The organism is Propionivibrio dicarboxylicus (assembly GCF_900099695.1).
In the GTDB taxonomy this organism is placed as follows: Bacteria; Pseudomonadota; Gammaproteobacteria; order Burkholderiales; family Rhodocyclaceae; genus Propionivibrio; species Propionivibrio dicarboxylicus.
The window spans coordinates 1-25,618 of the sequence record NZ_FNCY01000026.1 but is presented as its reverse complement, the minus strand read 5'-3'; the positions used below and the strand labels follow the sequence as shown (position 1 = coordinate 25,618).

Here is a 25,618-nt window from a genome sequence, read left to right as displayed (position 1 = left end):
TCAGTCCGGAAAGCGGTCGCCGATTTGCGCCCGGGCGTACCAGTCGAGCAGCGCCCGTGTCTGGAGTGGTGTGTCTTCCTGGCGCCAGTCATGGATGTCGTACGATGCAAGCGGCGTGTAAGGCCCGTGTTTGACTTCGAAAATGACACCGCCCGTGTCTTGCGACAGCACCGCGTGCCATTGTCCTGGCGGTGTTTCGATGAGCGCGCTTTCTTCGCCGAGTATCTGGCGGTGGGTCACGTGACCGGCATCGTCGAAATACAGCACAATGAAACGACCTTTCAGGGGAAAGAGCAATTCCCAGGTGTGCGGATGACGATGGGGCAGAACGAGTGTGTCGGGCTCCATCGCGATCGCCAGGCGCTGGACAGGATCGTCCAGGTGTTCGTGAATGTTGAGGTTGGCGCGCCGACGCGGCGAGGCGGTGGCCGCGGCGCTCAGCGCGGCGAGATCGTCGCGGGAGATCTGTCTCATTTGGCTTCGAATCCGTTCTGGGATAGCATGCGGCCTGTCGTCCAGGTTTTATGTCGTTGCGATTGACGATCGTGCAAACAAAAAAGCCGCAAACCTGTCGGTTGTGCGGCTTCTGTGTTGCATTTGCGTGGTGCCCAGGAAGGGACTCGAACCCCCACAGTGTTGCCACCACTAGGACCTGAACCTAGCGCGTCTACCAATTTCGCCACCTGGGCATCTGCAACGAAGGCGAGATTCTAAAGGAAGAAAAATAAATGTCAATAAAAAAACTATCGAAAGTACGAAAAAATGATCCCCACTTCGGTCGTGAGGCAGCGCGCTACCCAATGCCGCTGCCTTCGCGCGAGTATGTCGTTCAGGTACTCGCTGACCAGGGACGGCCGGTGAGCTTTGATTTTCTGTGTGATTTGCTCGATGTGCATAAAGCGGAGCGCGAGTCATTCGCGCGGCGCCTCTCGGCCATGGAGCGCGAGGCGCAACTGATGCGAAATCGCAAGGGCGCCTATATTCTTCCCGAACGGGCGAGCCTCATCGCCGGCCGCGTCGAGGGACATGCCGACGGCTACGGTTTCCTCGTTCCTGACGATGGCGGGGAGGATCTTTTCCTTGATGCCAAACAGATGACGAAGGTCTTGCATCGCGACCGAGCGCTGGTTCGCATTACCGGTACCGATAGCCGTGGTCGGCGCGAGGCGGCGATCGTCGAGGTGCTGGAACGCGCCAACAGTCGCGTTGTCGGTCGGGTTGTCGTTGAGCACGGCATCACGCTGGTGGCGCCGGAGAACAAGCGGATCAGCCAGGACATCCTCGTCGTTCCCGACAAGAAAACCGACAAGAAAGCCAAGTTCAAGGCCGGCCAGGTGGTGATGGTCGAGATCATCGAGCAGCCAAGCCGCCATTCGCAGCCGATCGGACGCATCGTCGAGGTGCTTGGCAACTATGCCGATCCGGGCATGGAGATCGAGATCGCGTTGCGCAAGCATGATCTGCCCTTCGAGTTCTCGCCGCAGGCGATCGAGGAAGTGAAAGCGCTGCCGGTCAAGGTCAAGTCGTCGGAATGGAAAGGGCGGCGGGATCTGCGCGATCTGGCGCTGGTGACGATCGATGGAGAAACGGCGCGCGATTTCGATGATGCCGTGTTCGCCGAAAAGAAAGGACGCGGCTGGCGGCTTGTCGTCGCGATCGCCGACGTGAGCCATTACGTGAAGCCTGGCATGGCGCTCGATCGCGACGCCATGGAACGCGGCAATTCGGTTTACTTTCCACGTCGCGTCATTCCGATGTTGCCGGAGAAGCTTTCCAACGGTCTGTGTTCGTTGAATCCCGATGTCGAGCGGCTGGCGATGGTCTGCGACATGGATATTAATGCTAGTGGCATCATCAAGGCCTACGAATTCTATCCGGCGGTTTTCCGTTCGGCAGCGCGTCTGACCTACACGCAGGTGTGGGGATGGCTGTCGGGCGAGCTGCAACCCGATAACGACTTGCATCAGAGTCTGCAGCCGCGACTGCAGGCGCTTGAGGCTGTCTTCAGGATTCTGCTCAAGGCACGGCATAAGCGCGGGGCCATCGACTTCGAGACGGTCGAGACGATGATGCTTTTCGACGACCAGGGCAAGATCGCCAATATCGTGCCGGTGCAGCGCAATGACGCGCATCGCTTGATCGAGGAGTGCATGCTGGCCGCCAACGTCTGCGCGTCAGAGTTTCTCGAAAGCCATGAGCATCCCTGTCTGTATCGCATCCACGAAGGGCCGACGCCGGAGAAGCTTGAGGGGCTGCGTACCTTCCTCAAAGAGTTCGGACTTTCGCTGTCCGGCGGGGAGAATCCGAGCGCCAAGGATTATGCCAAATTGATGGAAAGCATCAAGGGACGGCCGGATGTCCAACTCTTGCAGACAGTCATGCTGCGTTCGTTGCGGCAGGCGATGTACAGTCCCGACAACGTCGGGCATTTTGGCCTGTCCTACGAGCACTACACGCACTTCACCTCGCCTATCCGGCGTTATCCCGATCTGCTGGTCCACCGGGCAATCAAGGCGGCACTCGACGGCAAGCGGTATACGCCGGGCAAGTGGGATGACATCGGCCTGCATTGTTCGATGACCGAGCGGCGGGCCGATGAGGCGACGCGCGACGTGACGCACTGGCTCAAGTGCTACTACATGCGCGACCGGATCGGCGAGGAGTTCTCCGGGACGATTGCGTCGGTCGTGCCCTTTGGCGTTTTTGTCGCGCTCGATTCGGTCTATGTCGAGGGGTTGGTGCACGTCTCCGAGCTCGGTGAGGACTACTTCCGCTTCGACGGCGTCAAGCACGAGATGCTCGGCGAACGTACCGGCCAGCGCTATCGGCTCGGGGATCGATTGTTTGTGCGGTTAGTGCGGGCCGATCTGGAAACCGGTCGCATCGACTTCGTTCTCGCCGAACCGCCTCCGGAATTGTGCATGCCGGCGGTGTCGGTGTCGGGTGACGAGGCGCCGCGAAAAACCAGACGCAAGCGCAGCGCTTAGGGTGTCAGACAGGCGGTGTCGGATAGGACAGGCGCTTGGCGCGGGGGCGGGGTAAAATACGCCCCGGTTATTTTCTATTGAGCCTTTCATGTCCCGTTCGAGCTTCATCCATGGCTTCCATGCCATCACCGCCAAGTTGCGCCATCAGCCCGAGGCAATCCTTGAGATTTTCATCGATGCCGGCCGTAACGATGCACGCGCTCGCGATCTGCTGAAGCACGCCGAGTTGCAAGGCGTGCGTGTCATGCCGGTCGATGCCAAGCGGCTGGCTGGCATGTCCGGTGGCGATATGCGCCATCAGGGTGTCGTCGCCCGCATCACCGGCGAGGTTCGTCATGTTTCACTCGACGATGTGCTTGATACGCTTGAAGAACCGGCATTCCTGCTGGTGCTCGATGGGATTCAGGATCCCCACAATCTTGGCGCCTGCTTGCGGGTCGCGGACGCGGTCGGTGCGCATGCGGTGATCGCGCCGAAGGATCGCGCGGTCGGGCTGACGCAGACGGCGATCAAGGTGGCGAGCGGCGCCGCCGAGAGCGTGCCTTACATTACCGTCACCAATCTCGCCCGGACGCTGCGCGAACTCAAGGAGCGCGATATCTGGGTGATTGGAACCGACGCCGAAGGCAAAGATGGTCTTTATACGGCGCAATGGCCTGCGGCGACGGCCTGGGTGCTGGGAGCAGAAGGCGATGGCATGCGGCGGTTGACGCGCGAATGCTGCGACCAACTCGTGACGATCCCGATGCTTGGGTCGGTGCAGAGCCTCAACGTTTCCGTGGCGACCGGTGTCTGCCTGTATGAGGCGCGACGTCGTCGCTGAGCGAGCTTACATCGAGAAGATGCGGTTATAGCTGCTGATGCCCGACAGGGCGTTGGTCAGTTGCGCGCTCGTCTCGGATACCTGTTGCTGGGCTGCGGCCAGCATCTTCTGTTGGTCCGCCTGACGTGATTCAATCGCCGTTTCACGCGCATTGAGCCGGTTCAAGGACGTGCCGATGCTGCCCGTGTCGGAGAGTGCCCGCGTCGCACTTTGTGCGGTCGTGTTGCCGATACGGCTGGCGGCATTGGCGACCGTAGTGGCATTCGACTGCAGCGAAGAGGCGAGCGCCGTTGCATCGAAAGTCAGCGAGCCGTCGGCGTTCTGGCTGATACCAAGGGATTTGAGATCGCTGCGGGCGCTGTCGGACGACAGCGTGCGTTGCAGATCCCTTGCCGCTAGGGAAGCGGTTCCCGTGGTGGTGCTGGCGGCCGAGCTACGGGCGCTGTTGTAGGTGGAAACGAAGGTTTCCAGGTTTTTCTGAAGCGTTGAAGCGCTTGTCGTCGATTGGGTGGCGGCCAGTGCCTTGCTGCTGTCCTGAACACGCGCAAAGTTGGATTTGACCTGTCCATACGTGGAAATCTGTGCGGTCGTTGTCTGGCGATCTTGCTCAAGTCGTGCCGCGGCTTGCGTATAAGCCTTGTTGGCAGCCGTCGAAGAGGTCGATGCCGTCGTGCTCGTCCCGGATTGCAGCGAAGACAGTCCAAGGTACTGATTGGTCATTGCGGTAATGTTCATGATTCCACCTCACATACCCATAGGATAGCCTGAATTGGAAAAAATTCAATCGCTTGCGCTGGTTTTGAAAAGGGCGTGAGGGGCGGCGAGGTCTTCAGAAGACCATTGTTCTCCAGCCGGGCTCAAAGCTGCGCGCGACAAATGCCGTGGCGCCGACTGTTCCATCGCATTCGGAGATCAGCATACAGTCCGCGTCGAGCCAGTTTGCCCGAGCCATGCTACATGCCAGGAGGCTGACGCCTGAGGCAGATGCTTCGCGCAGAAAAACGCCAAGCGACTTTTCCCTTGCCGGCGTCGGATACAGCGCGTCCGCAACACCGTCGGCAAGTAATCTGACGGCGGGGCCAGCGAAGTGGATTTCAACGCGTATGTCGAGCGCCCGTGCAGCGATGGCGTGGATCAGCGGGGTGACAAAGCTCTCCGGCCGATCGATGCTGGGCGAGCAGATCAGGAACGCAAGACCGGGGGATTCAGGGCTCAAAGCGCGCCTCCGGGTCGATACTGAGAATGTGCTGCTTGTATTCCTCTGCGCTGCAAAGGCAGGTGCTGTCATTTGCCCAGGCTAGCGGCAGGCCGCGCGCCATCCACCCGGCGTCGTAGGGTGACCCCCGAATCACTGAAGGACGTGCTTCGGCGTCTTCGTTGCCGGTAATCAGGCGAAAAGAAATCGGGGCATGAACGGCAAGTACCGTCTTGTGGCACTCGATCGTCGCCATTCCTTTGCCGCGAAGGATTTCGGCGCCGTTCGGCTTTGCCGTGAATGCAATGACTTCGCCGGCGCGGTGAAGGCCGAAAGCCGTTGCGCCGATCAGCACCTGCCCGTCGTCGTCGCGCACCCACATGTCCGTGTCGCGGCAATACAGGCAGTTGTTCGGAATGCGGCCGATGAAGGATTGAAAGGGCATACCCGTGTTCGCGCGAGTCAGCGTGCCGCTTTTGCTTCGTTGCCGGAAGACTGGCGTGGCGATGCCGAGATCGTTATCGTCGTGCCGCCAAACCAGCCGGATTCAATCTGAACGATGACAACCCGTTCGCCGCGCAAATACGTCAGTTGACTGACATTGCTCTGGATGGCCGCGATCAGGCTCCAGCCGATTGCCGGCATGCCGTTGAAAAAGTGATTGTAGGCGTGCACCGATGAGATGTCGGTCTTGATCACCAGACGCCCGAGCCAACGCTCTCCGGTTCCGATGACCAGCGATTTTTCCGCGTCGAGTTTCGCCCCCGGCGGGATTGAAATGTCAGACACCTGCAGCGCAGCCTGGGGGTCGTTCGCGGTTGTCTTGCGGTCCTGCGCATTGGCATTCGTATTGACCAGCACCTTGTCGCTGGCACAGCCCGCCGCGGCGATGGCGATGATGACCGAAATCAGACCGATTACATGGCGAAAATATCGTTGCATATTTCGTCTCCCGTACTGAGAGCCCAAGCGTATCACTTCAACGGTCCCGAGACGAAATCGGGATGCGGGCGAGAAGGTGTCCGCTCTCGTGGCCGGCGACTTTGTTGGTTTCGATGCAACAGAATTTGCAGTGATTTACCCGGTCTCGATTGCGGTTTTTGCCGGAGTGGGAATAATCTTGCTGCGCGAATCACGGGGTGACGACGAGTGGAACCAGAAAACTACGATGGAATCGTTTTGCAGGACTGCATGGCGCTGTTGATGCGATGCGTGCAGCTCAGATGCATGGGGGCCGTTGACGAGGCTGTCCGTCTTCTTTCGGCGGCGCCGCCGGCGTGGTTCCGCTTTCCGCCACTGCTGACCGAGCGCGCCCAGCTTTTTGCTGATCAGGGGCGATTCGAAGAGAGTCTCGAGGACTGTCGGGCGCTCATCGCGCAGTCGAACGCGGGAGCGCCCAGACAACTTCGCGATCAGTTGGCGGCGCGTGCGCTCGATGTCATCGATGCGGGAATCGCCGAATTCCCCAGCGATGTTGATCGCTTGTTGCGGCGGATCCGCATTTGTTTGCTGGCCGAATGCCATGAGCAGGTGGTCGATACCTGTCGGCGCGTGCTGGACGTTTTTCCCGATCATCCGGAAGCGTTGAACAATCTCGGTTACGCGTTGGTCGCGTTGCAACGCTATGCGCCGGCGATTGACTGCTATCGGGCGATGCTCGCGTCTGCGCCGGACGATGCGGATACTTGGCTCAATCTCGGCAATGTGCTGCGCCACGAGCGGCAATTGGACTGCGCCCTCGATGCGTATCGTCGGGCCTTGGCGTTGCGTCCGGCGTTTGCCGAAGCGCATATGGAGCATGCCTTGTGCCTTCTCAGCGACGGCCAGTTCGCCGCGGGGTGGGCGGAGTTCGAATGGCGATGGTCGACGCGCCAGTTACGCCCGTATTACTTCAAGGACGCAACGCCGCCGTGGTTGGGGGATTTCGATCTTTCCGGCAAGACAATCGTGTTGTGGGACGAGCAGGGGCTCGGTGACACCCTTCAGTTTGTCCGCTTCGTGCCACGGGTCGCTGATCGCGCCGCACGCGTTGTTCTGCGTGTGCCGACGAGTCTGAAATCTTTGCTGCAGATGCTGGATCCACGGGTGTTGGTGATCGATGCGCTTGAGACGCTTCCGGCACACGACTGTCATTGTCCCCTGATGAGTGTGCCACATGCGCTGGGACTCGATCGGCCCGCCGATTTTCTCTGTGCGCCATATCTCAAGCCGTCGCCCAACGAGGTTGGCGATTGGTCGCGGCGGCTCGGCGTCAGGCGTCGTCTACGGGTTGGTGTGGCCTGGGCCGGCAGGCAGAGTGGCATGATCAATCCGACGCGAGACGTGCCTTTGGCATGTCTGGCGCGCCTGTGGTCGGTCGATGCCGATTTCTTTGCGCTGCAAAAAGATATCCCGGAAAGCGATTGCGCTGACCATGCGGAACTCGGTGCCGTGCTCAACGATTGCGGCAAGTTCGACGACTTTGTCGATACCGCTGCTGTTGTTGCACAACTCGATCTCGTGATCGCCGTCGATTCGGTCATTGCGCATTTGGCTGGGGCGCTCGGAACTCCGTGCTGGCTGATGCTTCGCGCTTCCGGTGAATGGCGATGGGATAATCCCGATGGGGTGTCCAGTTGGTATCCCGGCGTGCGGGTGTTCCGTCAGCGGGTTCCCGGTGAATGGGATGCCGTGGTCGGCGAAGTTGTCGCCGCATTGCGTCGGGTTGCGGACGAGGATGCCGCCTCGGTGCGTAGCGGATCGCAATCGCCGGCGGCTTGAATCCTATTGGGCCGTTCCTTGGCGAACTGTCTGGTGCTGCCGCCCATTGACGATCCGGCAGCGCTGAATGTCGCATGCTGTCGGCAATATGCTCCGGTATTCCTGAACCGAGTCGATTCCTTTGCCGTCCCGCGTCTGGCATTTTGTGCCCTTGGTATCCTGATAATAGGAGAGTACGTCGACACAGCGGCGTGAATGCGCCATCAGTCCCAGGAAATGGCCCATCTCATGTGACAGCACCATCTGTAGCGTTTGTCGTGCGTCATGGGCGGGGTTGCGTGCATGCAGCATGGTGAATGCCGAGGGGCCTAGCGAGAGCGTTCGGTCCGAGAGGTTGGTGAGCCCGAAGTTACCTCGGCTACCGGCTTCGCTCCATTGCACGCGAAATGTGCCGGGCGAAGTTTTTCCGTCCTGCTGCGGGGGGGCTGGAACGATTGAGATCGGTATGCCGCAGGCGTTCCAGGCCCTTGCTGCGTTTGCAATCGATTGTTCGACTTCGGATCGGTTAAACCAGAGTGGTGCATTGTCATGGCGATACGAGACGACGAGTGCACTGTCGGCGATGGCACGATCCGTTCCGTCATTCCAGACGATCAATTCTCCGCTTCTGCACTCGGCGATTTCCTCGTCGCGAACGGTCTGGGCCGAGGCTTGGGCGCATGAGGAGAGCAGCCAGAAGGCAAGACAACATGCCGATGAAGTGATTCCGGTGCCAGCCGCGTTGCGTCTATGGTTCATTGCCGTGGGCGAGGGGATTATGTCCTCGGGATTGTACGGTCTTCTTGTTGTTAGTGGCGCTTGGTACTATCGATTGCCGTGTTTCACGCGATGGGCGTGGTGGGCTGCCGGAGGTTTGCGCCGGTTTTGGTTTCCTGACGTCAAACGCCGGCCGGGCATGCCGGTCGGCGTTTGATGGGGAATACGCCAACCGGAATGATCAGATTTCGAATCGCTCGACGCTTTGCAGCGTGTTGGCGGCAATTTTTTGCATGTGGGCAGAGGATTCTGCCACTTGGCGTGCGCGGGCCAGGTTGCTTTCGGCTTGTTGGGCGATTTCTTCGACGTTGCGCGCCACGTTTTCGCTGACCGTCGTTTGTTCGCGCAAGCCATCCGAAATGCCGACGACTGCTTGTCCGACCTGTTGGGCGCCTTCCTGCATTTCGCCAATACAGGTGCCAGCCCTGCCAGCCAGGGCGACGCCAGTATCGACCTGGGCGACCCCGGCGCGCATGCTGGCGACGGCCTCGTTCGTCCCGTTCTGAATTTGCTGGATCGTCGCGCCGATCTCAGTCGTGGCCATGGTCGTGCGCTCGGCCAACTTCCGGACTTCGTCGGCGACGACGGCGAAGCCGCGCCCGGACTCCCCGGCGCGGGCAGCTTCGATGGCCGCGTTGAGCGCCAGCAGATTGGTTTGTTCGGCAATTTCGCGGATAACCGCGACGACCTGCGTGATTTTTTCGGTTTCCGTCCCGAGTCTGGAAACCACTTCGGCAGCTTCGCGAACGGCGCCGGCGATCGAGTTCATCGATTCGACCGCTTCGGAAATGACGGCGGCACCGTTGCGGGAAACGGTGTCCGAGTGGCGGACGAATTCCTGCGTTTGTTCCGAGTGGCTCGACATCTGTTCGATGCTGGTTGCCAGTTCTTCGATCGCAGAGGCGAGGGACATCGATTCGTTGCTTTGGTCGTGCGAGCCCATCGCTACCTCTTCCGCCGTCAAGGACAGTGCCTCAGCATTGGTCGAGAGCTCACGCATTCCCGCCTGAATGCCTGCGACCATCGTGCGCAACTGGGCGCACATCGTCTTGCAGGCCGAGAGCAATTGCCCCACCTCGTCGTTGTTGCGGACCGTGATTGCCACCCTCAGGTCGCCGCCCGATATTTTCGAAAATATGCCGCCCAATTCGGTGAGCGGTTTGCGCAGCCAGACACCGGTGATCATCTGAATGGCGATGGCTATGACCAGCACAGTCCCCAGACAGCTGAGAATCAGGGCTTTCAGCACGGCGTTGGCGTCGGCCGTGAACTCGTCAAGAAAACTTCCGGAGACGACGATCCAGTTCCAATGATCGAAAACGTTGAATACCGCCACTTTTTCCTGCTGTTTCAGGTTTGTGTCGCTCGGTGTGTAGCGGATGACGCCTTGCCCTTGCTCAAGTATTTCACGCACGATGAAACGGCCGCCATCGGCCTTTACGTCGAGGATCGACTGGCCTTCAAGCGACGGGTGAACGATGGCTCGGCCGACATCGCCTTTCCTTTCGACGACGAAGACATAGCCGGTATCGCCGACTTTGGTTTCACGGATCTGCTTCTTGAGTGCGTTCAGCGCTTCCGTAAAGTCGATGCCGATGAATGCGGCGCCCACAATCGTGTTCGCGCTGTTTCGGATCGGGATGTAGCGCGTCATGTAATTCTTGGAAAACAGCGTGGCACGGCCGGTGTACGGCTGACCGCTCGCGATGGCCTTGAATGCCGATGATTCGCGATCAAGGGCTGTCCCGAGTACACGTTTGCCTTCGGTGTCGCGCAAACTCGTGCTCTTGCGGATGAAATCCTCGCCTTCGCGGACAAAGATTGTGGCGATGCTGCCGGTCGCGGTGGAAAAAGATTCCACGGCCTTGTCCATGGCAGCGGCACTGTCGTTCCGAATCAGGATTTCGGTGACATCGGCAGAGAAGGCACCGCCCAGCATTTGCGCGGATTTCTCAAGTTCTGCCGAAAATGCCTCGATCATCCGGATAATCTGGATATTGGAGGCTTTCAGGTTTTCGGTTGCCAATTGCTCAAGCTTCTTGGACAGGAATCCTGAAAGCACGGCACTACAAATCCCGAATACCACGAGGAACAGGGCAATGGTTACGATGTTGATCTTGGTTGCGATCGAGCGATCTTCAAACCAGGATGCGCGAAAAGGCTGGGAACTCATCTTCAACGTCTTTGTGGGGATTAACGGCGCGAGATGTTAATACAAAAGACGTCACACAAGCTGAGTTTTTTTTACGTCAAAAAGTTCCTTTAGCGCCAAAGTAATAGGCTGGATCCTGGCGGTCCCATGGTGATCTTTGGTGCGGGAGTGAACGATAAGACTTCTCGGTAGGAATGATAGAGCTTCTCGTTATGGCAATATTTTGCACAGCGGCGGCGTTCATGCGTGCGCTCGCTGTGCCGCTGCCTGCGCCGATTTTTTTGCAACGACTTGGACTGTCTTCGGTCGAGACCGTCGGCGGGGGGCTTAGCCTCTGCGTTTTTTCAGCTTTTCTGGGTTTGCCATGGTTCCGCGACAATTGTCGGCGCCACACGCGCAGGACCAGAGGGAATACGCTTCTTTTCCTGATTTGACGTCCAGACGATAGTCCCAGAGGATTTCTTCGCCTTTCTTGAGATCTTTAAGTGCATAGAGCCATGCACGAAGTCTTCCACGGCTCTCGCTTTCCCTGAGTTCGCTATTGGGGTTGCAGCCATGATTGGCCAGTGCCGCCCAGCCGTTGCCGTCAATACCCGTGCCGTCCGACAGGCCAAGAAATTTGGTAAGGCCGTCGATGTCCATGTTCGGAACGATCCCCTTTTCGTAGCGTATACCTTTGTATTCGATTAGCCGTTCGCCCGCGGCGAGATCTCTCGCTGCAAATAGTCCCATGCCGTGAAGACCGCTCTTTTTCCGAATTACCCTGAAAGCCATATTGTCCTCATCATCCGTGGTTTTCATGGTCCCACGCAGGACACGATTATGCATGATCGTTATCAGGATCGTCATCGTTCCGATGTCGATCTACTTGGTCGGCATTTGTGTTCGAAGAAATTCGAAAGTCTTTCGTGATGCGTCGATCATGAGCTCCTGATTGAACGTGTAGGTAACTTCGCCAAAATGTCCCTTTTTCTTGAAGCCGTTAAGGTTTTTGCAGTCGAAGCAGTGAGTGGCTTCGTCGTAGTGTTGATAGATGATTGGCTTTCCCTGTTCGATCATTGGCTTGAGTCGTTTCTGGCAATCCTCGAACAGCGTTTCGTTATCGAGACCTCCGGTAAAGACCAACTGTGGGCGGTCCATGTCGTTCTGAATAATTTCTCCGGCGAAATTGCCCGAGCCGTTACGCGAGTAGCCGCAGAGGGGGTAGAAGGATACGTATGCATCGAAGGCGTTGCCGAGTTCCATGCTCTCTCGTACGTTTTTTCCGTTGCTGAGCAAGGCAACGATGGCGCCTTGTGAGAAGCCAATCATGGCGACACGGTCGGGATCGACATTGGGCTGACCGCGCAAGTACTCGGCCACTTGCATGAAGTCCTTTACCGACCTTCCGTAGGTCACGCCGTTTTCCGGTCCGTTGCAGAGGGATTTTGCACCGCGCTGGGTCATGTAATCGACCAGCAAGGTCACCTAGCCATTTTTGAAGAATGTCTTGGCCCAGCCCAGCATTGACCAATTCACGGCATTCGGATTCGCCGCGTTGAATATCAGCCCGCTGCATTGATGTGCCCGCGCGACCTCGGGAAATGGTCCGTCGCCGTTCGGCCGGAGTAGCATCATGCGCGGGCTGTTGGCTTCAAATACCGGGGTCGCCGATTCGGGGAGGTTCAGATCCGGAGCGCTTGTCGCGTCGAATGCCAGTTTCGGCCCCGCATATTGGGCCAAGGCTGAAGATGCGATAACAAAATAGAAAAATCCGCCGAGTAGGGAATGTTTCATGGGGGATCTCCTGCGTTCAGGCTGTGTCATCGTGCCGGAGGCAATTCGACGGCAAGAGTCTATGACACATCGATGTTCTGTGGCGCAGAAAACAAAAAAGCCACTCGGTGAGGAGTGGCTCATTTGCTTGTTTTCAAAAAGTTGCGTGGCGCGCCCGGAGCGATTCGAACGCCCGACCCCTTGGTTCGTAGCCAAGTACTCTATCCAACTGAGCTACGGGCGCTACGCGTTTTTTGAAGCCGCGAATTCTACAGACCTGTTTCGATTTGTACAAGCTTTTTTTAAATTCTATTTCTCGCGGCGTGAAAATGGGTTGAAGCTATTCTGCGTCGTTGGCACCGAATTCGCGCCAAGCAGGGGCTTGCGGTGAAATTTCGAGGTCGCGGAGGCGGTGGATGGTTTTAATCGTGACGTGCCTCAAGTCGCATCCAGTAGAATAGAGGGATGAAGATTATTGCACTCGAAACTGCCGCCGATCCCGGGTCGGTTGCGCTCTGGCTGGACGGGGAAGTTGTCGCTCGTACGTGTCCCGCCGATGTCTCGAATTCGGCCGGTTTATTGCCGCTGGCGATTGATCTATTACATTCGCGCGGACTGACATTCAGTGACCTGGACGGCGTTGCGTTCGGTTCAGGTCCTGGATCCTTTACTGGTCTGCGCGTCGCTTGCGGCGTTGCACAAGGCCTCGCCGTGTCACGTTCCCTGCCGCTGATCGGGGTCAATACCCTGGAAGCGATGGCATTATCGTCGGGCGGTTCGCGTGTACTGGTGGCGCTTGATGCCCGGATGGGGGAGGTGTATCTCGGGGTGTTCGAGGCGGGAAGGCAGATTGGGGATTTGGGGGTCTATTCGCCAGCGTCGGTGCCATTGCCTCCCGGCCAAGGATGGCTTGCCTGTGGCAACGGACTCGGCGCCTATCCGGAGTTGCGCGAAAGGCTTTCGCCATGTGTCGAGGTCTGGTTGCCGGAGATCATGCCTTGTGCGCAGTCGGTCGCAAGATTGGCGGCGCAGAGACTGTCGAACGGTGAAGTTTTCGATCTGGAGCGTGCCTTGCCGGTCTATGTGCGTGACAAGGTCGCGAAGACCGTGGCCGAGCGCCTTGCGGAGGGCGGTCGGGCATGATGAAGGAGTTTTCCGGTGCCGAACTGGAAGTCATGCCAATGGCGCTACGTGATGTGGACGACATCTTGCGCATTGAGTATTCGCTCTATTCGCATCCCTGGAGCCGCGCTAATTTTTCCGATTCGCTCGACAGTGGCTATGTCTGCTGCGTCGCCCGCATCGGTGGCGAACTTGTCGGTTATTTCGTCGTGATGCTTGCCGTTGATGAGGCGCATCTGCTCAATATCAGCGTTGCCGACGCATTTCAGGGCAGGGGACTCGGCGCCCGTCTCTTGCGAGTGGCGATGAATTCCGCCTATGAGAAGGGTGGGCGCTTCATGTTGCTTGAGGTGCGGGTGTCGAATGAGCGGGCATTTTCTCTTTACAAGCATTTTGGCTTCGAGAAAATCGGTCTCCGGCGTGGCTACTATCCGGCTGGCTTCGGTCGTGAAGACGCGTTGGTGTTGCGTCGTGAGTTGATGAGCGAGGTGTGCGCATGAAGCTCTCCCGCAAGGCGCTTTTCGAAGAGATGGGAATGTCTCCGACATGGGTGCTGAGAGACCGTCCTTCGTCCGGAGAAGAACTGCTCAGTCAGATTCTCGTCGAGGAGACCGAACCGGCGCCGGTGACAATAGCGTCGGAAAGGTCCATCGAATCGTCGCCTGTGGTTGAAGGGAGGGCTGGCCTGGTGGAAGCGCTCGGATGGGATGAGCTGCGTCAACGCATAGGCACATGCCGTGCTTGCCCTTTGTGCGAGGCGCGCAAACAGACCGTTCCCGGTGTCGGCGACGAACAGGCCGACTGGCTCTTTATCGGCGAGGGGCCCGGTGCCGAGGAAGATGCACGCGGCGAACCGTTTGTCGGGCAGGCGGGCAGGCTGCTGGATGCTATGCTGGCTGCGATCGATCTTGAGCGCGGCAATAACGTCTATATCGCCAATGCCGTGAAATGCAGACCGCCGAACAACCGTACGCCGGAAGCCGATGAAATGACGGCGTGCTGGCCCTACCTGCAGCGCCAGATCGAGCTGATTCGTCCGAAGTTGATCGTCCTGCTTGGTCGAGCAGCAGTTTTTTCCGTGCTGCGAGAGGACAAATCGCTAGCCAGTCTTCGCGGAAAAACATTGTCATACAAGGATGGGGCGGGCGAAATTCCAGTGGTGGTTACCTATCACCCAGCGTATCTGCTGCGTAATTTGCCCGATAAGGCGAAGGCTTGGGAAGATCTTTGCCGTGCGCGAGCGCTGATGCAGCGCGCTTCAGGCGGAGCCTAAATCTCTCGGTTTGCGCTCGGCGTTAGTGGCAGCTGCTGTCGTCGAGATGGATGACGTCATCCCGGTCGCGCTGATTGGCTTCGTGCCGTCGTTTGACGAAGAACATGCTGGCGCTGACGAAGAGTCCGAACAGCGTGATGACGGCATAAATGGAGAGATCCATGCGCACCATCAGGTAATACAGGCATGTCATTATCAGGATCGACAGGTTCTCATTGAAGTTCTGTACGGCGATCGAGTGGCCAGCACCCATCAGAATGTGGCCGCGATGCTGAAGGAGCGCGTTCATCGGTACGACGAAGAACCCGGACAATCCGCCGATGATGATCAGTAGCGGGACGGCAAGCCACATGTCGCGAACGAAGTTCATGATCAGTACGATGATGCCCATGGCAATGCCGAGCGGGATGACACGCACCGATTTCCGCAGCGTGACCATCTTCGCCGCGGCAACCGCGCCAAGTGCCACGCCGATGGCGACAACGCCCTGAAGCATGCTGGATTTGGAGAGGTCGAGATGAAGCGCAGCCTCCGCCCATTTGATGACGATGAATTGAAGGGTTGCGCCAGCGCCCCAGAACAGCGTGGTGACGGCGAGTGACACTTGCCCCAGTCGGTCGCGCCACAGCAGCAGCATGCAGTGATTGAATTCGCGGATGAGATACCAGGGGTTCTTGTGCAAAGCCCGGTGATCGACGCCGGTTTCGGGGATGTAGAGGTTGAAGACGGCGGCCAGGATATAGAACGCGGCGACGAAGATGATCGCCATTTCGCTGACGGTGTCGATACCGGTTTCGATAATCGGAAAATCCAAACTGAGCAGCCGATAGGCGATGGTCGGCTGGATCAGCGTTCCGCCGATGACGACGCCGAGGATGATGGCGCCGACGGTGAGTCCTTCAATCCAGCCGTTGGCGACGACCAGCAGTCGGTGCGGAAGGTACTCGGTCAGGATTCCGTATTTTGCCGGCGAATACGCGGCCGCGCCGAGTCCGACAATGGCATAGGCAATCAGCGGATGGATGTTGAAGAACATCATGCTGCAGCCGATGATCTTGATCGTATTGCTGATGAACATGACGCGCCATTTCGGCATCGAGTCGGCAAAGGCACCGACGAAACCGGCAAGGACGACGTAGGAAACCGTGAAGAACGTCTTGAGCAAAGGCTCATACGCTGCCGGTGCCTGCATTTCGCGCAGGACGGCGATAGCGACGATGAGCAGCGAGTTGTCGGCAAGCGCTGAAAAAAACTGCGCCGCCATGATGATGTAAAAGCCGAAAGGCATCTAAAAAAGACGTTTGCTCTGACGAGAAGTGGCGGATTTATACCACGAAAGTTGTATGCACATGCAAATATATGGCCACGCTCAAGGATACCGAAGCAGACTTGATTGAGGCACAATGTGGCTGTTTTCGTCGGCTGATCAGCGCAAAGGATTCGTGTTTCATGTCCCGTCCCATCCAGGCAAGTATCGATTTGGCATCGTTGCGCCACAACTATGGAATCGCCAAAGATCGTGCGCGTATTTGCGGAAAATCCTCGAAAGTCCTGCCGGTCGTCAAGGCGAATGCCTACGGTCATGGACTGATGCGCGTGGCGAATGCGTTGCGCGATGTCGCCGACGGTTTTGCCTTGCTCGATGTCGGCGATGCCGTTTCGCTGCGTGAAGCCGGGTTCAGCCAGCCGATTCTTTTGCTCGAAGGTTTTTTTGACGAAGCCGATCTGGCTGCATGCTTGCAGCATCAATTGATTCCGGCTGTTCATCGCGTCGAACAGTTTTCGATGTTGCGCCGCCAGGCGGCGACGGGACGCTTGCCGGTCTTCGTCAAGCTCAACACCGGCATGAATAGACTGGGGTTTACTGCCGATGACGTTTCCGACTTGCGCAAGGCTTTGGCAATGACGGAGGCAGTCAGCGACGTGACGCTGATGACGCATTTCGCCGAAGCCGATGGCGCGAAAGGGGTTGAATGGCAGGTCGAGCGCTTCGACGCGATCAGGGCGTTGTGGCCGGAATGCCGAAATTATGCCGTTTCCATGGCCAACTCGGCGGCACTGCTGCGTTATCCGGAAACGATTGCGGATGTCGCCAGGCCTGGAGTGATGCTCTACGGCGGCAGCCCATTCGATGATGTTTCCGCGGCGGACCTCGGTCTTGAACCAGTCATGACGCTGAGCAGCGAAGTGCTTGCCATCCATGACATTGCGGCCGGCGAAAGCGTCGGTTATGGCGGGACCTTTGTCGCTGATCGTCCGATGCGCATCGGCGTTGTCGCGTGCGGCTATGCTGACGGCTATCCAAGGCACGCGTCGACCGGTACGCCGATTCTCGTGAACGGCGTGCGGACAAGGACGCTGGGGCGTGTGTCGATGGATATGCTGGTCTGCGATCTGACAGAAATTTCGGACGCCAGCGTCGGCAGTCCGGTCGTGCTCTGGGGACGTGGCCTGCCGGCGGATGATGTGGCGCGTGCTGCAGGGACGATCTGTTACGAGTTGTTCTGTGCGCTGGCGCGTCGTGTGCCGGTGGTTGAGGTCTGACGTGGCGAAAGCGAAAACGATTTATTCGTGTTCCGAATGCGGTGCGAGCGCGACCAAATGGCAGGGGCAGTGCCCCGGATGTAATGCCTGGAACACGATGACCGAGACGATCGCCGAAATTGCGTCGGCGGGACACCGGTTCGCCGCTCTGGGTGGGACGACGCGCTTGCAGACGCTGTCGGAAATCGATGCGCGTGAGGAAGATCGATTGCCGACCGGTTTGGGCGAGTTCGACCGGGCGCTCGGTGGCGGCCTGGTCGCCGGCGGTGTCGTGCTGATCGGCGGAGATCCGGGTATTGGCAAGAGCACGCTGCTACTGCAGGCGCTCTCCGTGCTGTCGCTCGAGCGTAATGTCCTCTACGTGAGTGGCGAGGAATCGGCACAACAGGTGGCCTTGCGCGCAAAACGGCTGGTGCTGGATGTGACGCGGCTCAAGTTGCTGGCCGAGATCAATCTGGAAAAAATTCTCGCGGCATTACAGACCGAAAGGCCGTCGGTTGCCGTCATCGATTCGATTCAGACGCTGTGGTCCGAGCAGTTGAGTTCTGCACCGGGGTCCGTTGCCCAAGTGCGCGAATGCGCCGCGCAATTGACGCGTCTGGCCAAGCAGCTCGGCGTGACGATCATCCTGATCGGCCATGTCACCAAGGAAGGTGCGCTGGCGGGGCCGCGCGTGCTTGAGCATATTGTCGATACGGTGTTGTACTTCGAAGGCGACACGCATTCGAGTTTTCGCTTGATCCGCGCGGTCAAGAATCGCTATGGCGCGGTCAACGAAATCGGCGTGTTCGCCATGACCGACAAGGGGCTTAAGGGGGTCAATAATCCGTCGGCGATGTTCCTGTCGCCGCATGGCCAGGATGTCGCGGGGTCATGCGTGCTGGTGACGCAGGAGGGAACGCGGCCGTTGTTGGTGGAAATTCAGGCACTGGTCGATCAGTCGCACGGCAATCCCCGGCGTTTGACGGTCGGGCTCGATGCGCAGCGCCTCGCCATGTTGCTGGCGGTATTGCATCGGCATGCGGGTATCGTCTGTTTCGATCAGGATGTTTTCGTCAATGCCGTCGGCGGTGTCAAGATTGGCGAGCCGGCGGCCGATCTGGCGGTGTTGCTGGCGATCATGTCTTCGCTGAAGAACCGGCCCTTGCCGGCAAAACTGATTGTTTTCGGCGAAATCGGCCTGGCCGGCGAAATCCGGCCGGCGCCGCGCGGGCAGGAGCGCTTGCGCGAAGCGGCCAAGCTGGGATTCAGACTGGCGCTGATCCCCGAGGGGAATCGGCCGAAGCAACCGATCGCCGGCATGGAAATCATTGCCGTAAAGCGCGTCGACGAGGCGGTCGAGCGCCTTCGCGGTCTGGAATAGAAAGGTCTCTGAAGCTCACTGCATTCCCGTTTATTGAGGGATCATGTTTCATTTGTCCTGCCCGTCGACTTGCTCTGTCCCCCGACACGTTGGAAAATACGGCTCTTGGTCGTTTCGTCATTCTTTCAAGGATCAATCATCGTGGCATTCATCAATGAGAACTATCTGAAACTTCAGGCCGGCTACCTCTTTCCGGAGATTGCCCGCCGCGTCAAAGCGTTTGCCGATGCACGTCCGGACGTGGCATCGCGCATTATCCGCTGCGGCATCGGCGATGTGACGGAGCCCCTGCCGGCAGCCTGCATCGCGGCGCTGCACAAAGCGGTCGACGAGATGGGTGTGCGCGAAACCTTCCGCGGCTACGGTCCGGAACAAGGCTACGATTTCCTCCGTAATGCGATTGCCGATAACGATTACAAAGCACGCGGCGTCGATATCGATCCCGACGAAATTTTCGTGTCGGACGGTTCGAAGTGCGACTGCGGCAATCTGCTCGACATCTTCGGACCGGGTAACCGCGTCGCGATGATGGACCCGGTGTATCCGGTCTATGTCGATACCAACGTGATGCTCGGCAATGCCGGCGATCCCGATGGCAAGGGTGGCTTCGACAAGCTCACCTACCTGCCGTGCACGGCTGAGAACGGTTTCGTTCCCGAATTGCCGAAGGAGCCGGTGGATCTGATCTATCTGTGCTATCCGAACAATCCGACCGGCGCCGTGGCGACGCGCGAGCAATTGCAGAAATGGGTCGATTTCGCCCTGTCCTGCCATGCCGTCATCGTCTATGACGCGGCGTATGAGGCGTTCATCAGCTCGCCGGAGATTCCGCATTCGATCTTCGAAATTCCCGGTGCGCGCGAATGCGCGATCGAGCTGCGCAGCTTCTCGAAGAACGGCGGTTTCACCGGCCTGCGCTGCGGCTTCGCAGTGATCCCGAAGACGCTCAAGGGCTATCGTCGCAACGGCGAAACCTATCCGTTCCACGCGCTCTGGCTGCGCAATCACACGACCAAGTTCAATGGTGTTGCTTATCCGGTCCAGCGCGCGGCCGAAGCACTGTACTCGCCGGAAGGCAAAGCTCAGGTCAAGCAACTCATTGCGTTCTACAAGGAAAATGCCCGTCTGCTCAAGGAGGCACTGAGCTCGGTCGGACTGTTGGTGAACGGCTATGCCGATGCGTCGTATCTGTGGGTTCGGGGTCCGAGCGGCGCGACGAGCTGGGATCTCTTCGATCGCATCCTGCAACATGCCAATATCGTGACGACGCCGGGTAGCGGTTTCGGTGCCGCCGGCGAAGGCTATTTCCGTCTGTCGGCCTTCAATAGCCGCGCCAACATCGAAGAAGCCTGCCGTCGTCTGGTCGATCCAGTCCTGTTTACGCCGTTCAAGTAATAGAATCGGCGTAGTGCGTCAATGAGAGAGCCCATGAAGTCTCGTCGCTTCATGGGCTTTCGCTTTTTTGGCTTTGCCGTGCAGATGCTCCGGCGCGATTTTCATGCCGGGGAATTGCGCTTGCTGGTTGCCGCGCTGGTGGTTTCCGTGGCCGCGATGACGGCCGTCGGTTTTTTCACGGATCGCGTCCGGCAGGCGCTTGCGCGCGAGGCCAACCAGTTGCTCGGTGCCGATCTTCTGTTGATTTCGGATCACCCGTGGTCAGGCGCGACGCGGGCCGTGATTGCGTCCTCCGGCTTGCAAATGGCCGAGACGCAGACTTTTCCCAGCATGGTCATGGCCGGGCGCCGCGAAGGGGGAGGGCGGGCCCAACTCACCGAGATCAAGGCGGTGTCGTCCGTATATCCTTTGCGTGGACGGTTGCGAACGGCGCCTGGCGTGCATCTGGCCGATGCGCCTGCTGAAGGTACGCCCGCGCGCGGGACGGCCTGGATTGACGAACGCCTGGCATCGGCGCTATCCGTCAGTGTCGGCGAGCCCATCGATGTCGGAGAACGGCAATTGATGGTCGCCGCGATTCTGACCTTCGAGCCGGACCGGGGTGTCAATTTCTTCAGTGTCGCGCCGCGTGTGTTGATATCGCTCGACGATCTTGAAGCGACCGGCCTCGTACAGCAAGGAAGCCGAGTTAACTATCGTTTGCTGGTGGCGGGGGAAGAAAGTCGCGTAAAGGCCTTGCGCGGCTTGGTTGGCGCCGATTTGGGACGTGGCGAGCGCATCGAGGATGCCGAGAATGCCCGTCCGGAAATCCGCGTCGCGCTTGAGCGTGCGCAGAAGTTTCTCGGTATTGCCGCGATGCTGAGTGTGGTACTCGCTGCGGTGGCGATCGCGCTGGCATCACGACGTTATGTGCAGCGACACCTCGACCCTTGCGCCGTCATGCGTTGTCTCGGCGCGACGCAGTCGTTTCTGCTGGGCATCTATGTCACGCAGTTTGCGCTGATTGCGAGCGTTTCCACGGCAGTCGGTTGTTTAATCGGCTTCGCCGCACATTTTGTGTTGCACGCGGGGCTGGCGCATCTGTTGGCGACGGCTTTGCCCTTGCCTGGAGCAATGCCGGCGCTGCAAGGCGTTCTCGTCGGCTTCGTTCTGCTCTTTGGTTTTTCGTTGCCGCCGGTGTGGCAACTCAAGCGGGTCTCGACCTTGCGGGTTTTACGTCGCGAGTTTATCGAACGCGGATTGCCGCCCGGGCGTTTGCTTGCCGGTTATGCCGCCGGTTTTCTCGGATTGACTGGTTTGATCGTCTGGATGGCCGGTGACCGTGTCCTCGGTCTTACCATCGTCTTCGGTTTTGTCGGCGCGATGCTGGTGTTTGCGTTGGTCGCAAGAGTTAGCGTATTTCTTCTTTCGCGGATGCGCGGCGGTTCTGCCGGAAGGGTCGGTTGGCGTTTTGGGCTGGCCAGTCTGGAACGACATGCCTTGGCCAGCGTCGTGCAGATTGTCGCGCTGGCCTTGGGGCTGATGGCGCTCTTCCTGCTGACCGCCATCCGCGGTGACCTTCTTGCTGCTTGGCAACGGGCGGTTCCGGTCGATGCGCCCAATCGTTTTGTCATCAATATTCAGCCCGAGCAACTGCAAGGCGTGCGTGAATTGTTCGCACGACATCGGCTGGAGCCGGAATTTTCACCGATGATCCGGGGGCGACTGGCGGGCATCAACGGCGCGCCCATCAGTCCCGAGAATTATGGGGACGAGCGCGCCAAGCGTCTTGTCGACCGTGAGTTCAACTTGTCCTATCAAGCCGATCTGCCGGCCGGAAATCGCATCACCGCCGGGCGTTGGTTCGATCGGCACGATAGCGGTCGTGGACTGGCGTCGGTGGAGGAGGGGCTGGCGAAAACATTGGGGTTGAAGGTCGGCGATCGTCTTGAGTTTACGATTGCCGGCGAGCACGTCGAAGTCATGGTGGTGGGCTTGAGAAAGCTTAACTGGGACTCGATGCGTGTCAATTTCTTCGTGCTGACGCCGCCGAAAGTGCTCGATGACTTTCCAACCAGTTGGATCACGAGTTTCTATTTGCCGCCGGATCGGTCGGAGACGGTCAATGCGCTGGTCGCGGAATATCCCAATCTGACGGTGATCGATGTTGCGGCGATCGTCCGTCAGCTGCAAGCGATTATCGACCAGGTGGCGCAGGCGGTTCAGTTCGTATTTCTTTTCGCTCTGCTGGCCGGCGTAATCGTCTTATATGCGGCGCTGGCGTCCGCGGCGCAGGAACGTCGCTACGAACTGGCAGTGATGCGCGCATTGGGGGCTCGGCGGGTCCAGTTGCGCAGGGCAATGTCGACAGAGTTTGCGGTTATTGGCGGACTTGCCGGCCTGATTGGAGCGCTCGGGGCGGTCATCGTCGGACAAGTCCTCGCGCTGCGGGCTTTCCAGTTGGAAGTGCTGGTCGCCTATTGGCTGATTCCCGTGGGCGTCGTCGTCGGTGGTTTGCTGGTGACCGGCGTTGGTTGGCTGGCGGTGACGCGACTTACCTCGGCGCCACCGCTCGCGACCTTACGCGCCGGCGGGTAAATCCTCGCGTCGCAGCAGGAAAACGAAGTCATCGCCTGCGGCGGTGTCCAGCCAGGTGAAGGCCGTATCCGGGAAGGCGTGTTCGAGAGCCTCGCGGTTGTTGCCGATTTCCACGACCAGAATCCCGTTTGGCGTGAGGTGGTGTGCTGCTTCACGCAGAATGACACGCGTGAAATCCAGGCCGTCATCGCCGCTTGCCAGCGCGAGCTCGGGTTCGCGTCGGTATTCCTGTGGCAGAGAGGCCATCGATTCGGCATTGACGTAAGGCGGGTTGGAAATGATGATGTCGTAACGCTGTCCGTCGATCGATTCGAACGCGTCGGATTGAATGAGGCGGACACGCGAATCAAGCGCGTAATCCGAGACATTTCGCCGGGCGACGGCGAGTGCGTCCGGGGAGAGGTCCACAGCGTCAACCGTTGCCTCCGGGAAAGCGAGTGCGGCAAGAATGGCAAGGCAACCGGAGCCGGTGCACAGGTCCAGTACGCGTCCGACCGCCCAGGGGTCGTCGAGCCACGGGCTCAACTGGTCGCCGAGCAGTTCGGCAATGTGGGAGCGCGGGACGATAACGCGTTCATCAACATAGAAACGGTAATCTCCCAGCCAAGCTTCATTTGTGAGGTAGGAGGACGGAAGACGCTCGTCGATGCGGCGGCGGATCAGGTTCAGCACGGTGGCCCGTTCTGCCGAGGTCAGTCGGGCGTCCATGAACGGTTCCAGGCGATCGAGCGGCAGATGAAGCGAGTGCAACAGCAAGTAGGCGGCTTCGTCCCAGGCGTTGTCGGTGCCGTGACCGAAATAGAGATCTGCCTCATTGAAGCGGCTGACGGCAAATCGCATGAAGTCTCGCAGGGTTTTGAGTTGCTCTTGGGCTTGATCGAACATGGTGGTAATCACTGGGGGTTGAAGGTGAATAAGGGTAACAGGGGTTAATGGGATGGCGTTGAATTCTCGTTCGCCTTAAGGCTGAGCGCAAAATCCTTGAAGAAAGCACTGTTGTCGCCTGCTTCCGGTGTCGGAGAGTTTCCGCTTGCTTGAGCGCCACTTCGGTCTGTAGTGTCGGGCGTCTGCGCGTTGTTGATCAGCCAGGATAGATTGGTCGGAGAATCGGAGTTGGCCAAAGCCTCGTCCAACGCGATCGTCCCATCGCGATAGAGCCGGAACAAATCCTGTTCGAAGGTTTGCGAACCAGGGGCGAGACTCTGTTCCATGGCCTCTTTGATGGAGGCAACCTCACCGCGCTCGATGAGTTCCTGAATGTGTCGTGTATTGAGCAGTACTTCGACGGCCGGGGTTCTCTTTCCGTCCTGTTTCTTGACAAGCCGCTGGGAAATGATGGCCTTCAGGCTGACCGACAGATCAGAATAAAGCGAGGATCGGTTTTCCAACGGGAAGAAGTTGATGATTCGGGTCAGTGCATGATAGCTGTTGTTGGCGTGGAGTGTTCCGAGGCAAAGGTGGCCGGTCTGGGCGTAGGCGATGGCGGCCTGCATGGTTTCCTTGTCGCGAATCTCTCCAATGAGGATGCAATCAGGCGCTTGTCGCATCGCATTTTTCAGAGCATGCTCCCAGCCGAGCGTGTCGATACCGATTTCACGTTGGTTAACGACTGACTTCTTGGGCTTGAAAAGAAACTCGATCGGGTCTTCGATCGTGAGGATATGCCCGCTTTTATGGGCGTTGCGGTGATCGAGCATGGCCGCCAGGGTCGTAGATTTTCCCGATCCTGTGGAGCCGACGACGAGAATCAGTCCGCGCTTTTCCATGACGAGTTCGGAAAGTGTCGGCGGGAGGGAAAGACTTTCGAGCGGCGGAATTTCGGCGGAAATGTAACGAATGACGATTGCAATCGAGGATCTTTGCCGGAAGAGATTGACGCGAAAATTGCCGGTATCAGGAAGGATCAGCGAAAGGTTCATCTCCTTGCTGCGCCCAAACGATTCTGATTGCTCCAAGGTCATGAGCTCTCCGGCAATCTGTTCGATCATGTCGGGAGTCATGGATTGCTGGTTGATGGGCGTCGTATTTCCCTGGATCTTGATATGAATGGGCACGCCGGCCGAAATGAAAAGATCGGAGGCTTGTTTGTCGGCCATCAGTCGGAAGAGTTTGTCGAGAATCATGGCACCTCCATCGGATTTGGGTCGGTATGTATGTAGACCGTTCTGCGCTGCCTCAGGCAAGCCACGGGAATTTTCATTAAGTGCTGTTCCGTGCTTTCGGCAGAGGGCATTCTATGAGGCTGGATTCCTATGCCGGACAGCTAGATTATAAGCGGCAGGCATTGGTCGGAAAAGAACGGCATGGCAGAACGGTATCGCGGACATGCGGGATCGGAACGCAAATAGTGGTCATGCGTAGAGGCCGGAGCCAAGCGTTTGGCATTTTGTGTGAGTGGCCGAATGATGTTTGAGTGTATATATTTTTGTGAATTGCGTTGACGTCCCCTGCGCGCCTTGCTATAGTCTCGCTTCTCCGCTGCACGACGAAACAAACGCGCTGTTTGTGTTTGCCAAACGGTGGAAACGGGCGCGGGGTGGAGCAGTCTGGCAGCTCGTCGGGCTCATAACCCGAAGGTCACAGGTTCAAATCCTGTCCCCGCAACCAAGAGTTTTAGTTAATTGCTTTTTTGTTTTAGAAAGTGATTGACAGGTAGTTTGAAGGCTGTATAATGCGCGCCTTCGCTGCTTCGGCGGTGAAGGGAAAGCAAGCGGTAAGAAGTACGCTCTTTAAAAATTGGACAATTGATAGGTGTGGGTTCTTGGTCTTGATGCAAGCATTTAGGTGCTTGAGCTAAAAAGATGAAGTAACTCGCACGATGTAAAAAGTCTGTGGGTCTGAGAGGATCTGCAGGACGTCAAGCGAGAGTTTAAACAGAGATTGAACTGAAGAGTTTGATCCTGGCTCAGATTGAAC

Annotated in this window: 23 protein-coding genes and 3 tRNA genes; 11 read left to right on the top strand and 15 right to left on the bottom strand. The window is 58.4% G+C overall.

All coding sequences use genetic code 11. The features are described 5' to 3' along the window. Complete coding sequence (locus BLR25_RS19520) at positions 1 to 474, bottom strand: WbuC family cupin fold metalloprotein (protein WP_091940262.1); 474 nt, start codon at positions 472 to 474, stop codon at positions 1 to 3. Positions 475 to 602: 128 nt separating this feature from the next. Further along, positions 603 to 689, bottom strand: a tRNA-Leu gene (locus BLR25_RS19515). A gap of 39 nt (positions 690 to 728) precedes the next feature. Here BLR25_RS19515 and rnr point away from each other — a divergent pair. Beyond that, positions 729 to 2,987, top strand: a complete 2,259-nt coding sequence (gene rnr, locus BLR25_RS19510) for a ribonuclease R (RefSeq protein ID WP_091940260.1) — start codon at positions 729 to 731, stop codon at positions 2,985 to 2,987. An 88-nt stretch (positions 2,988 to 3,075) separates the two neighbouring features. Then, on the top strand, positions 3,076 to 3,810 hold the full coding sequence (gene rlmB / locus BLR25_RS19505) for a 23S rRNA (guanosine(2251)-2'-O)-methyltransferase RlmB (RefSeq protein ID WP_091940258.1): 735 nt from the start codon (positions 3,076 to 3,078) through the stop codon (positions 3,808 to 3,810). Between the two features lie 6 nt (positions 3,811 to 3,816). Here the strand turns inward: rlmB and BLR25_RS19500 are convergent, their stop codons facing one another. The 4 genes from BLR25_RS19500 to BLR25_RS19485 all read right to left on the bottom strand — a co-directional run bounded on the left by BLR25_RS19500 (position 3,817) and on the right by BLR25_RS19485 (position 5,947). After that, a complete protein-coding gene (locus BLR25_RS19500; protein ID WP_143009936.1) occupies positions 3,817 to 4,545 on the bottom strand; it encodes a hypothetical protein in 729 nt (242 codons plus the stop codon). Between the two features lie 94 nt (positions 4,546 to 4,639). Next, the gene (locus tag BLR25_RS19495; protein WP_091940254.1) at positions 4,640 to 5,026 is read right to left on the bottom strand and encodes a DsrE family protein; all 387 of its coding nucleotides are present in this window, start codon (positions 5,024 to 5,026) and stop codon (positions 4,640 to 4,642) included. Next, positions 5,016 to 5,450 carry a glycine cleavage system protein H gene (locus BLR25_RS19490; protein ID WP_091940252.1) on the bottom strand — a complete coding sequence of 145 codons (435 nt, stop codon included), beginning with the start codon at positions 5,448 to 5,450 and terminating at the stop codon, positions 5,016 to 5,018. The genes BLR25_RS19495 and BLR25_RS19490 overlap by 11 nt, the downstream gene beginning before the upstream one ends. 17 nt (positions 5,451 to 5,467) lie before the next feature. Then, positions 5,468 to 5,947 carry a hypothetical protein gene (locus BLR25_RS19485; RefSeq protein ID WP_091940250.1) on the bottom strand — a complete coding sequence of 160 codons (480 nt, stop codon included), beginning with the start codon at positions 5,945 to 5,947 and terminating at the stop codon, positions 5,468 to 5,470. A 285-nt stretch (positions 5,948 to 6,232) separates the two neighbouring features. Between BLR25_RS19485 and BLR25_RS19480 the strand changes: the two genes are divergently transcribed. Further along, complete coding sequence (locus BLR25_RS19480; protein ID WP_176785992.1) at positions 6,233 to 7,765, top strand: tetratricopeptide repeat protein; 1,533 nt, start codon at positions 6,233 to 6,235, stop codon at positions 7,763 to 7,765. 3 nt (positions 7,766 to 7,768) lie between these two features. Here the strand turns inward: BLR25_RS19480 and BLR25_RS19475 are convergent, their stop codons facing one another. The 6 genes from BLR25_RS19475 to BLR25_RS19450 form a co-directional block, all read right to left on the bottom strand. Further along, positions 7,769 to 8,503 (bottom strand): zinc metalloprotease, encoded by a 735-nt coding sequence (locus BLR25_RS19475; protein WP_091940246.1) that lies wholly within the window; start codon positions 8,501 to 8,503, stop codon positions 7,769 to 7,771. 199 nt (positions 8,504 to 8,702) lie between these two features. Next, a complete protein-coding gene (locus BLR25_RS19470; protein WP_091940244.1) occupies positions 8,703 to 10,694 on the bottom strand; it encodes a methyl-accepting chemotaxis protein in 1,992 nt (663 codons plus the stop codon). 306 nt (positions 10,695 to 11,000) lie between these two features. Then, on the bottom strand, positions 11,001 to 11,522 hold the full coding sequence (locus BLR25_RS19465; protein WP_091940242.1) for an SET domain-containing protein: 522 nt from the start codon (positions 11,520 to 11,522) through the stop codon (positions 11,001 to 11,003). A gap of 15 nt (positions 11,523 to 11,537) precedes the next feature. Further along, the gene (locus BLR25_RS19460) at positions 11,538 to 12,140 is read right to left on the bottom strand and encodes a dienelactone hydrolase family protein (RefSeq protein ID WP_091940240.1); all 603 of its coding nucleotides are present in this window, start codon (positions 12,138 to 12,140) and stop codon (positions 11,538 to 11,540) included. Next, complete coding sequence (locus tag BLR25_RS19455) at positions 12,141 to 12,449, bottom strand: hypothetical protein (protein WP_143009935.1); 309 nt, start codon at positions 12,447 to 12,449, stop codon at positions 12,141 to 12,143. Between the two features lie 146 nt (positions 12,450 to 12,595). Beyond that, positions 12,596 to 12,672 (bottom strand) — tRNA-Arg (locus tag BLR25_RS19450). Positions 12,673 to 12,893: 221 nt separating this feature from the next. Here BLR25_RS19450 and tsaB point away from each other — a divergent pair. From tsaB to BLR25_RS19435, 3 genes are read left to right on the top strand one after another with little or no spacing between them, the layout of a single operon-like run. Further along, positions 12,894 to 13,571 carry a tRNA (adenosine(37)-N6)-threonylcarbamoyltransferase complex dimerization subunit type 1 TsaB gene (tsaB, locus tag BLR25_RS19445; protein ID WP_091940236.1) on the top strand — a complete coding sequence of 226 codons (678 nt, stop codon included), beginning with the start codon at positions 12,894 to 12,896 and terminating at the stop codon, positions 13,569 to 13,571. After that, the gene (gene rimI, locus BLR25_RS19440) at positions 13,568 to 14,050 is read left to right on the top strand and encodes a ribosomal protein S18-alanine N-acetyltransferase (protein ID WP_245715617.1); all 483 of its coding nucleotides are present in this window, start codon (positions 13,568 to 13,570) and stop codon (positions 14,048 to 14,050) included. The genes tsaB and rimI overlap by 4 nt, the downstream gene beginning before the upstream one ends. Next, entirely contained in the window at positions 14,047 to 14,823 is a 777-nt protein-coding gene (locus BLR25_RS19435; protein WP_091940234.1) for a uracil-DNA glycosylase, read from the top strand. The genes rimI and BLR25_RS19435 overlap by 4 nt, the downstream gene beginning before the upstream one ends. Before the next feature lie 22 nt (positions 14,824 to 14,845). Here the strand turns inward: BLR25_RS19435 and lplT are convergent, their stop codons facing one another. Next, on the bottom strand, positions 14,846 to 16,111 hold the full coding sequence (gene lplT / locus BLR25_RS19430; RefSeq protein WP_091940232.1) for a lysophospholipid transporter LplT: 1,266 nt from the start codon (positions 16,109 to 16,111) through the stop codon (positions 14,846 to 14,848). 161 nt (positions 16,112 to 16,272) lie between these two features. On the opposite strand from lplT, the gene alr reads away from it, so the two are divergent. The 4 genes from alr to BLR25_RS19410 all read left to right on the top strand — a co-directional run bounded on the left by alr (position 16,273) and on the right by BLR25_RS19410 (position 22,702). After that, the gene (gene alr, locus BLR25_RS19425) at positions 16,273 to 17,367 is read left to right on the top strand and encodes an alanine racemase (RefSeq protein WP_091940310.1); all 1,095 of its coding nucleotides are present in this window, start codon (positions 16,273 to 16,275) and stop codon (positions 17,365 to 17,367) included. Position 17,368: 1 nt separating this feature from the next. Then, the gene (gene radA, locus BLR25_RS19420) at positions 17,369 to 18,730 is read left to right on the top strand and encodes a DNA repair protein RadA (protein ID WP_091940230.1); all 1,362 of its coding nucleotides are present in this window, start codon (positions 17,369 to 17,371) and stop codon (positions 18,728 to 18,730) included. Positions 18,731 to 18,871: 141 nt separating this feature from the next. After that, on the top strand, positions 18,872 to 20,125 hold the full coding sequence (locus BLR25_RS19415; RefSeq protein WP_091940228.1) for an LL-diaminopimelate aminotransferase: 1,254 nt from the start codon (positions 18,872 to 18,874) through the stop codon (positions 20,123 to 20,125). Between the two features lie 33 nt (positions 20,126 to 20,158). Beyond that, positions 20,159 to 22,702, top strand: coding sequence for an ABC transporter permease (locus BLR25_RS19410; protein ID WP_245715616.1), 2,544 nt, complete (start codon positions 20,159 to 20,161; stop codon positions 22,700 to 22,702). On the opposite strand, the gene prmB is transcribed toward BLR25_RS19410, so the two are convergent. Both prmB and BLR25_RS19400 read right to left on the bottom strand, forming a co-directional pair. After that, positions 22,685 to 23,587 (bottom strand): 50S ribosomal protein L3 N(5)-glutamine methyltransferase, encoded by a 903-nt coding sequence (gene prmB, locus BLR25_RS19405; RefSeq protein WP_091940224.1) that lies wholly within the window; start codon positions 23,585 to 23,587, stop codon positions 22,685 to 22,687. The two genes, BLR25_RS19410 and prmB, sit on opposite strands and share 18 nt — an antisense overlap. A 44-nt stretch (positions 23,588 to 23,631) precedes the next feature. After that, positions 23,632 to 24,825 (bottom strand): PilT/PilU family type 4a pilus ATPase, encoded by a 1,194-nt coding sequence (locus tag BLR25_RS19400; RefSeq protein ID WP_091940222.1) that lies wholly within the window; start codon positions 24,823 to 24,825, stop codon positions 23,632 to 23,634. 407 nt (positions 24,826 to 25,232) lie between these two features. Between BLR25_RS19400 and BLR25_RS19395 the strand changes: the two genes are divergently transcribed. Further along, positions 25,233 to 25,309, top strand: a tRNA-Met gene (locus BLR25_RS19395). The last annotated feature ends 309 nt before the right edge of the window (positions 25,310 to 25,618 follow it).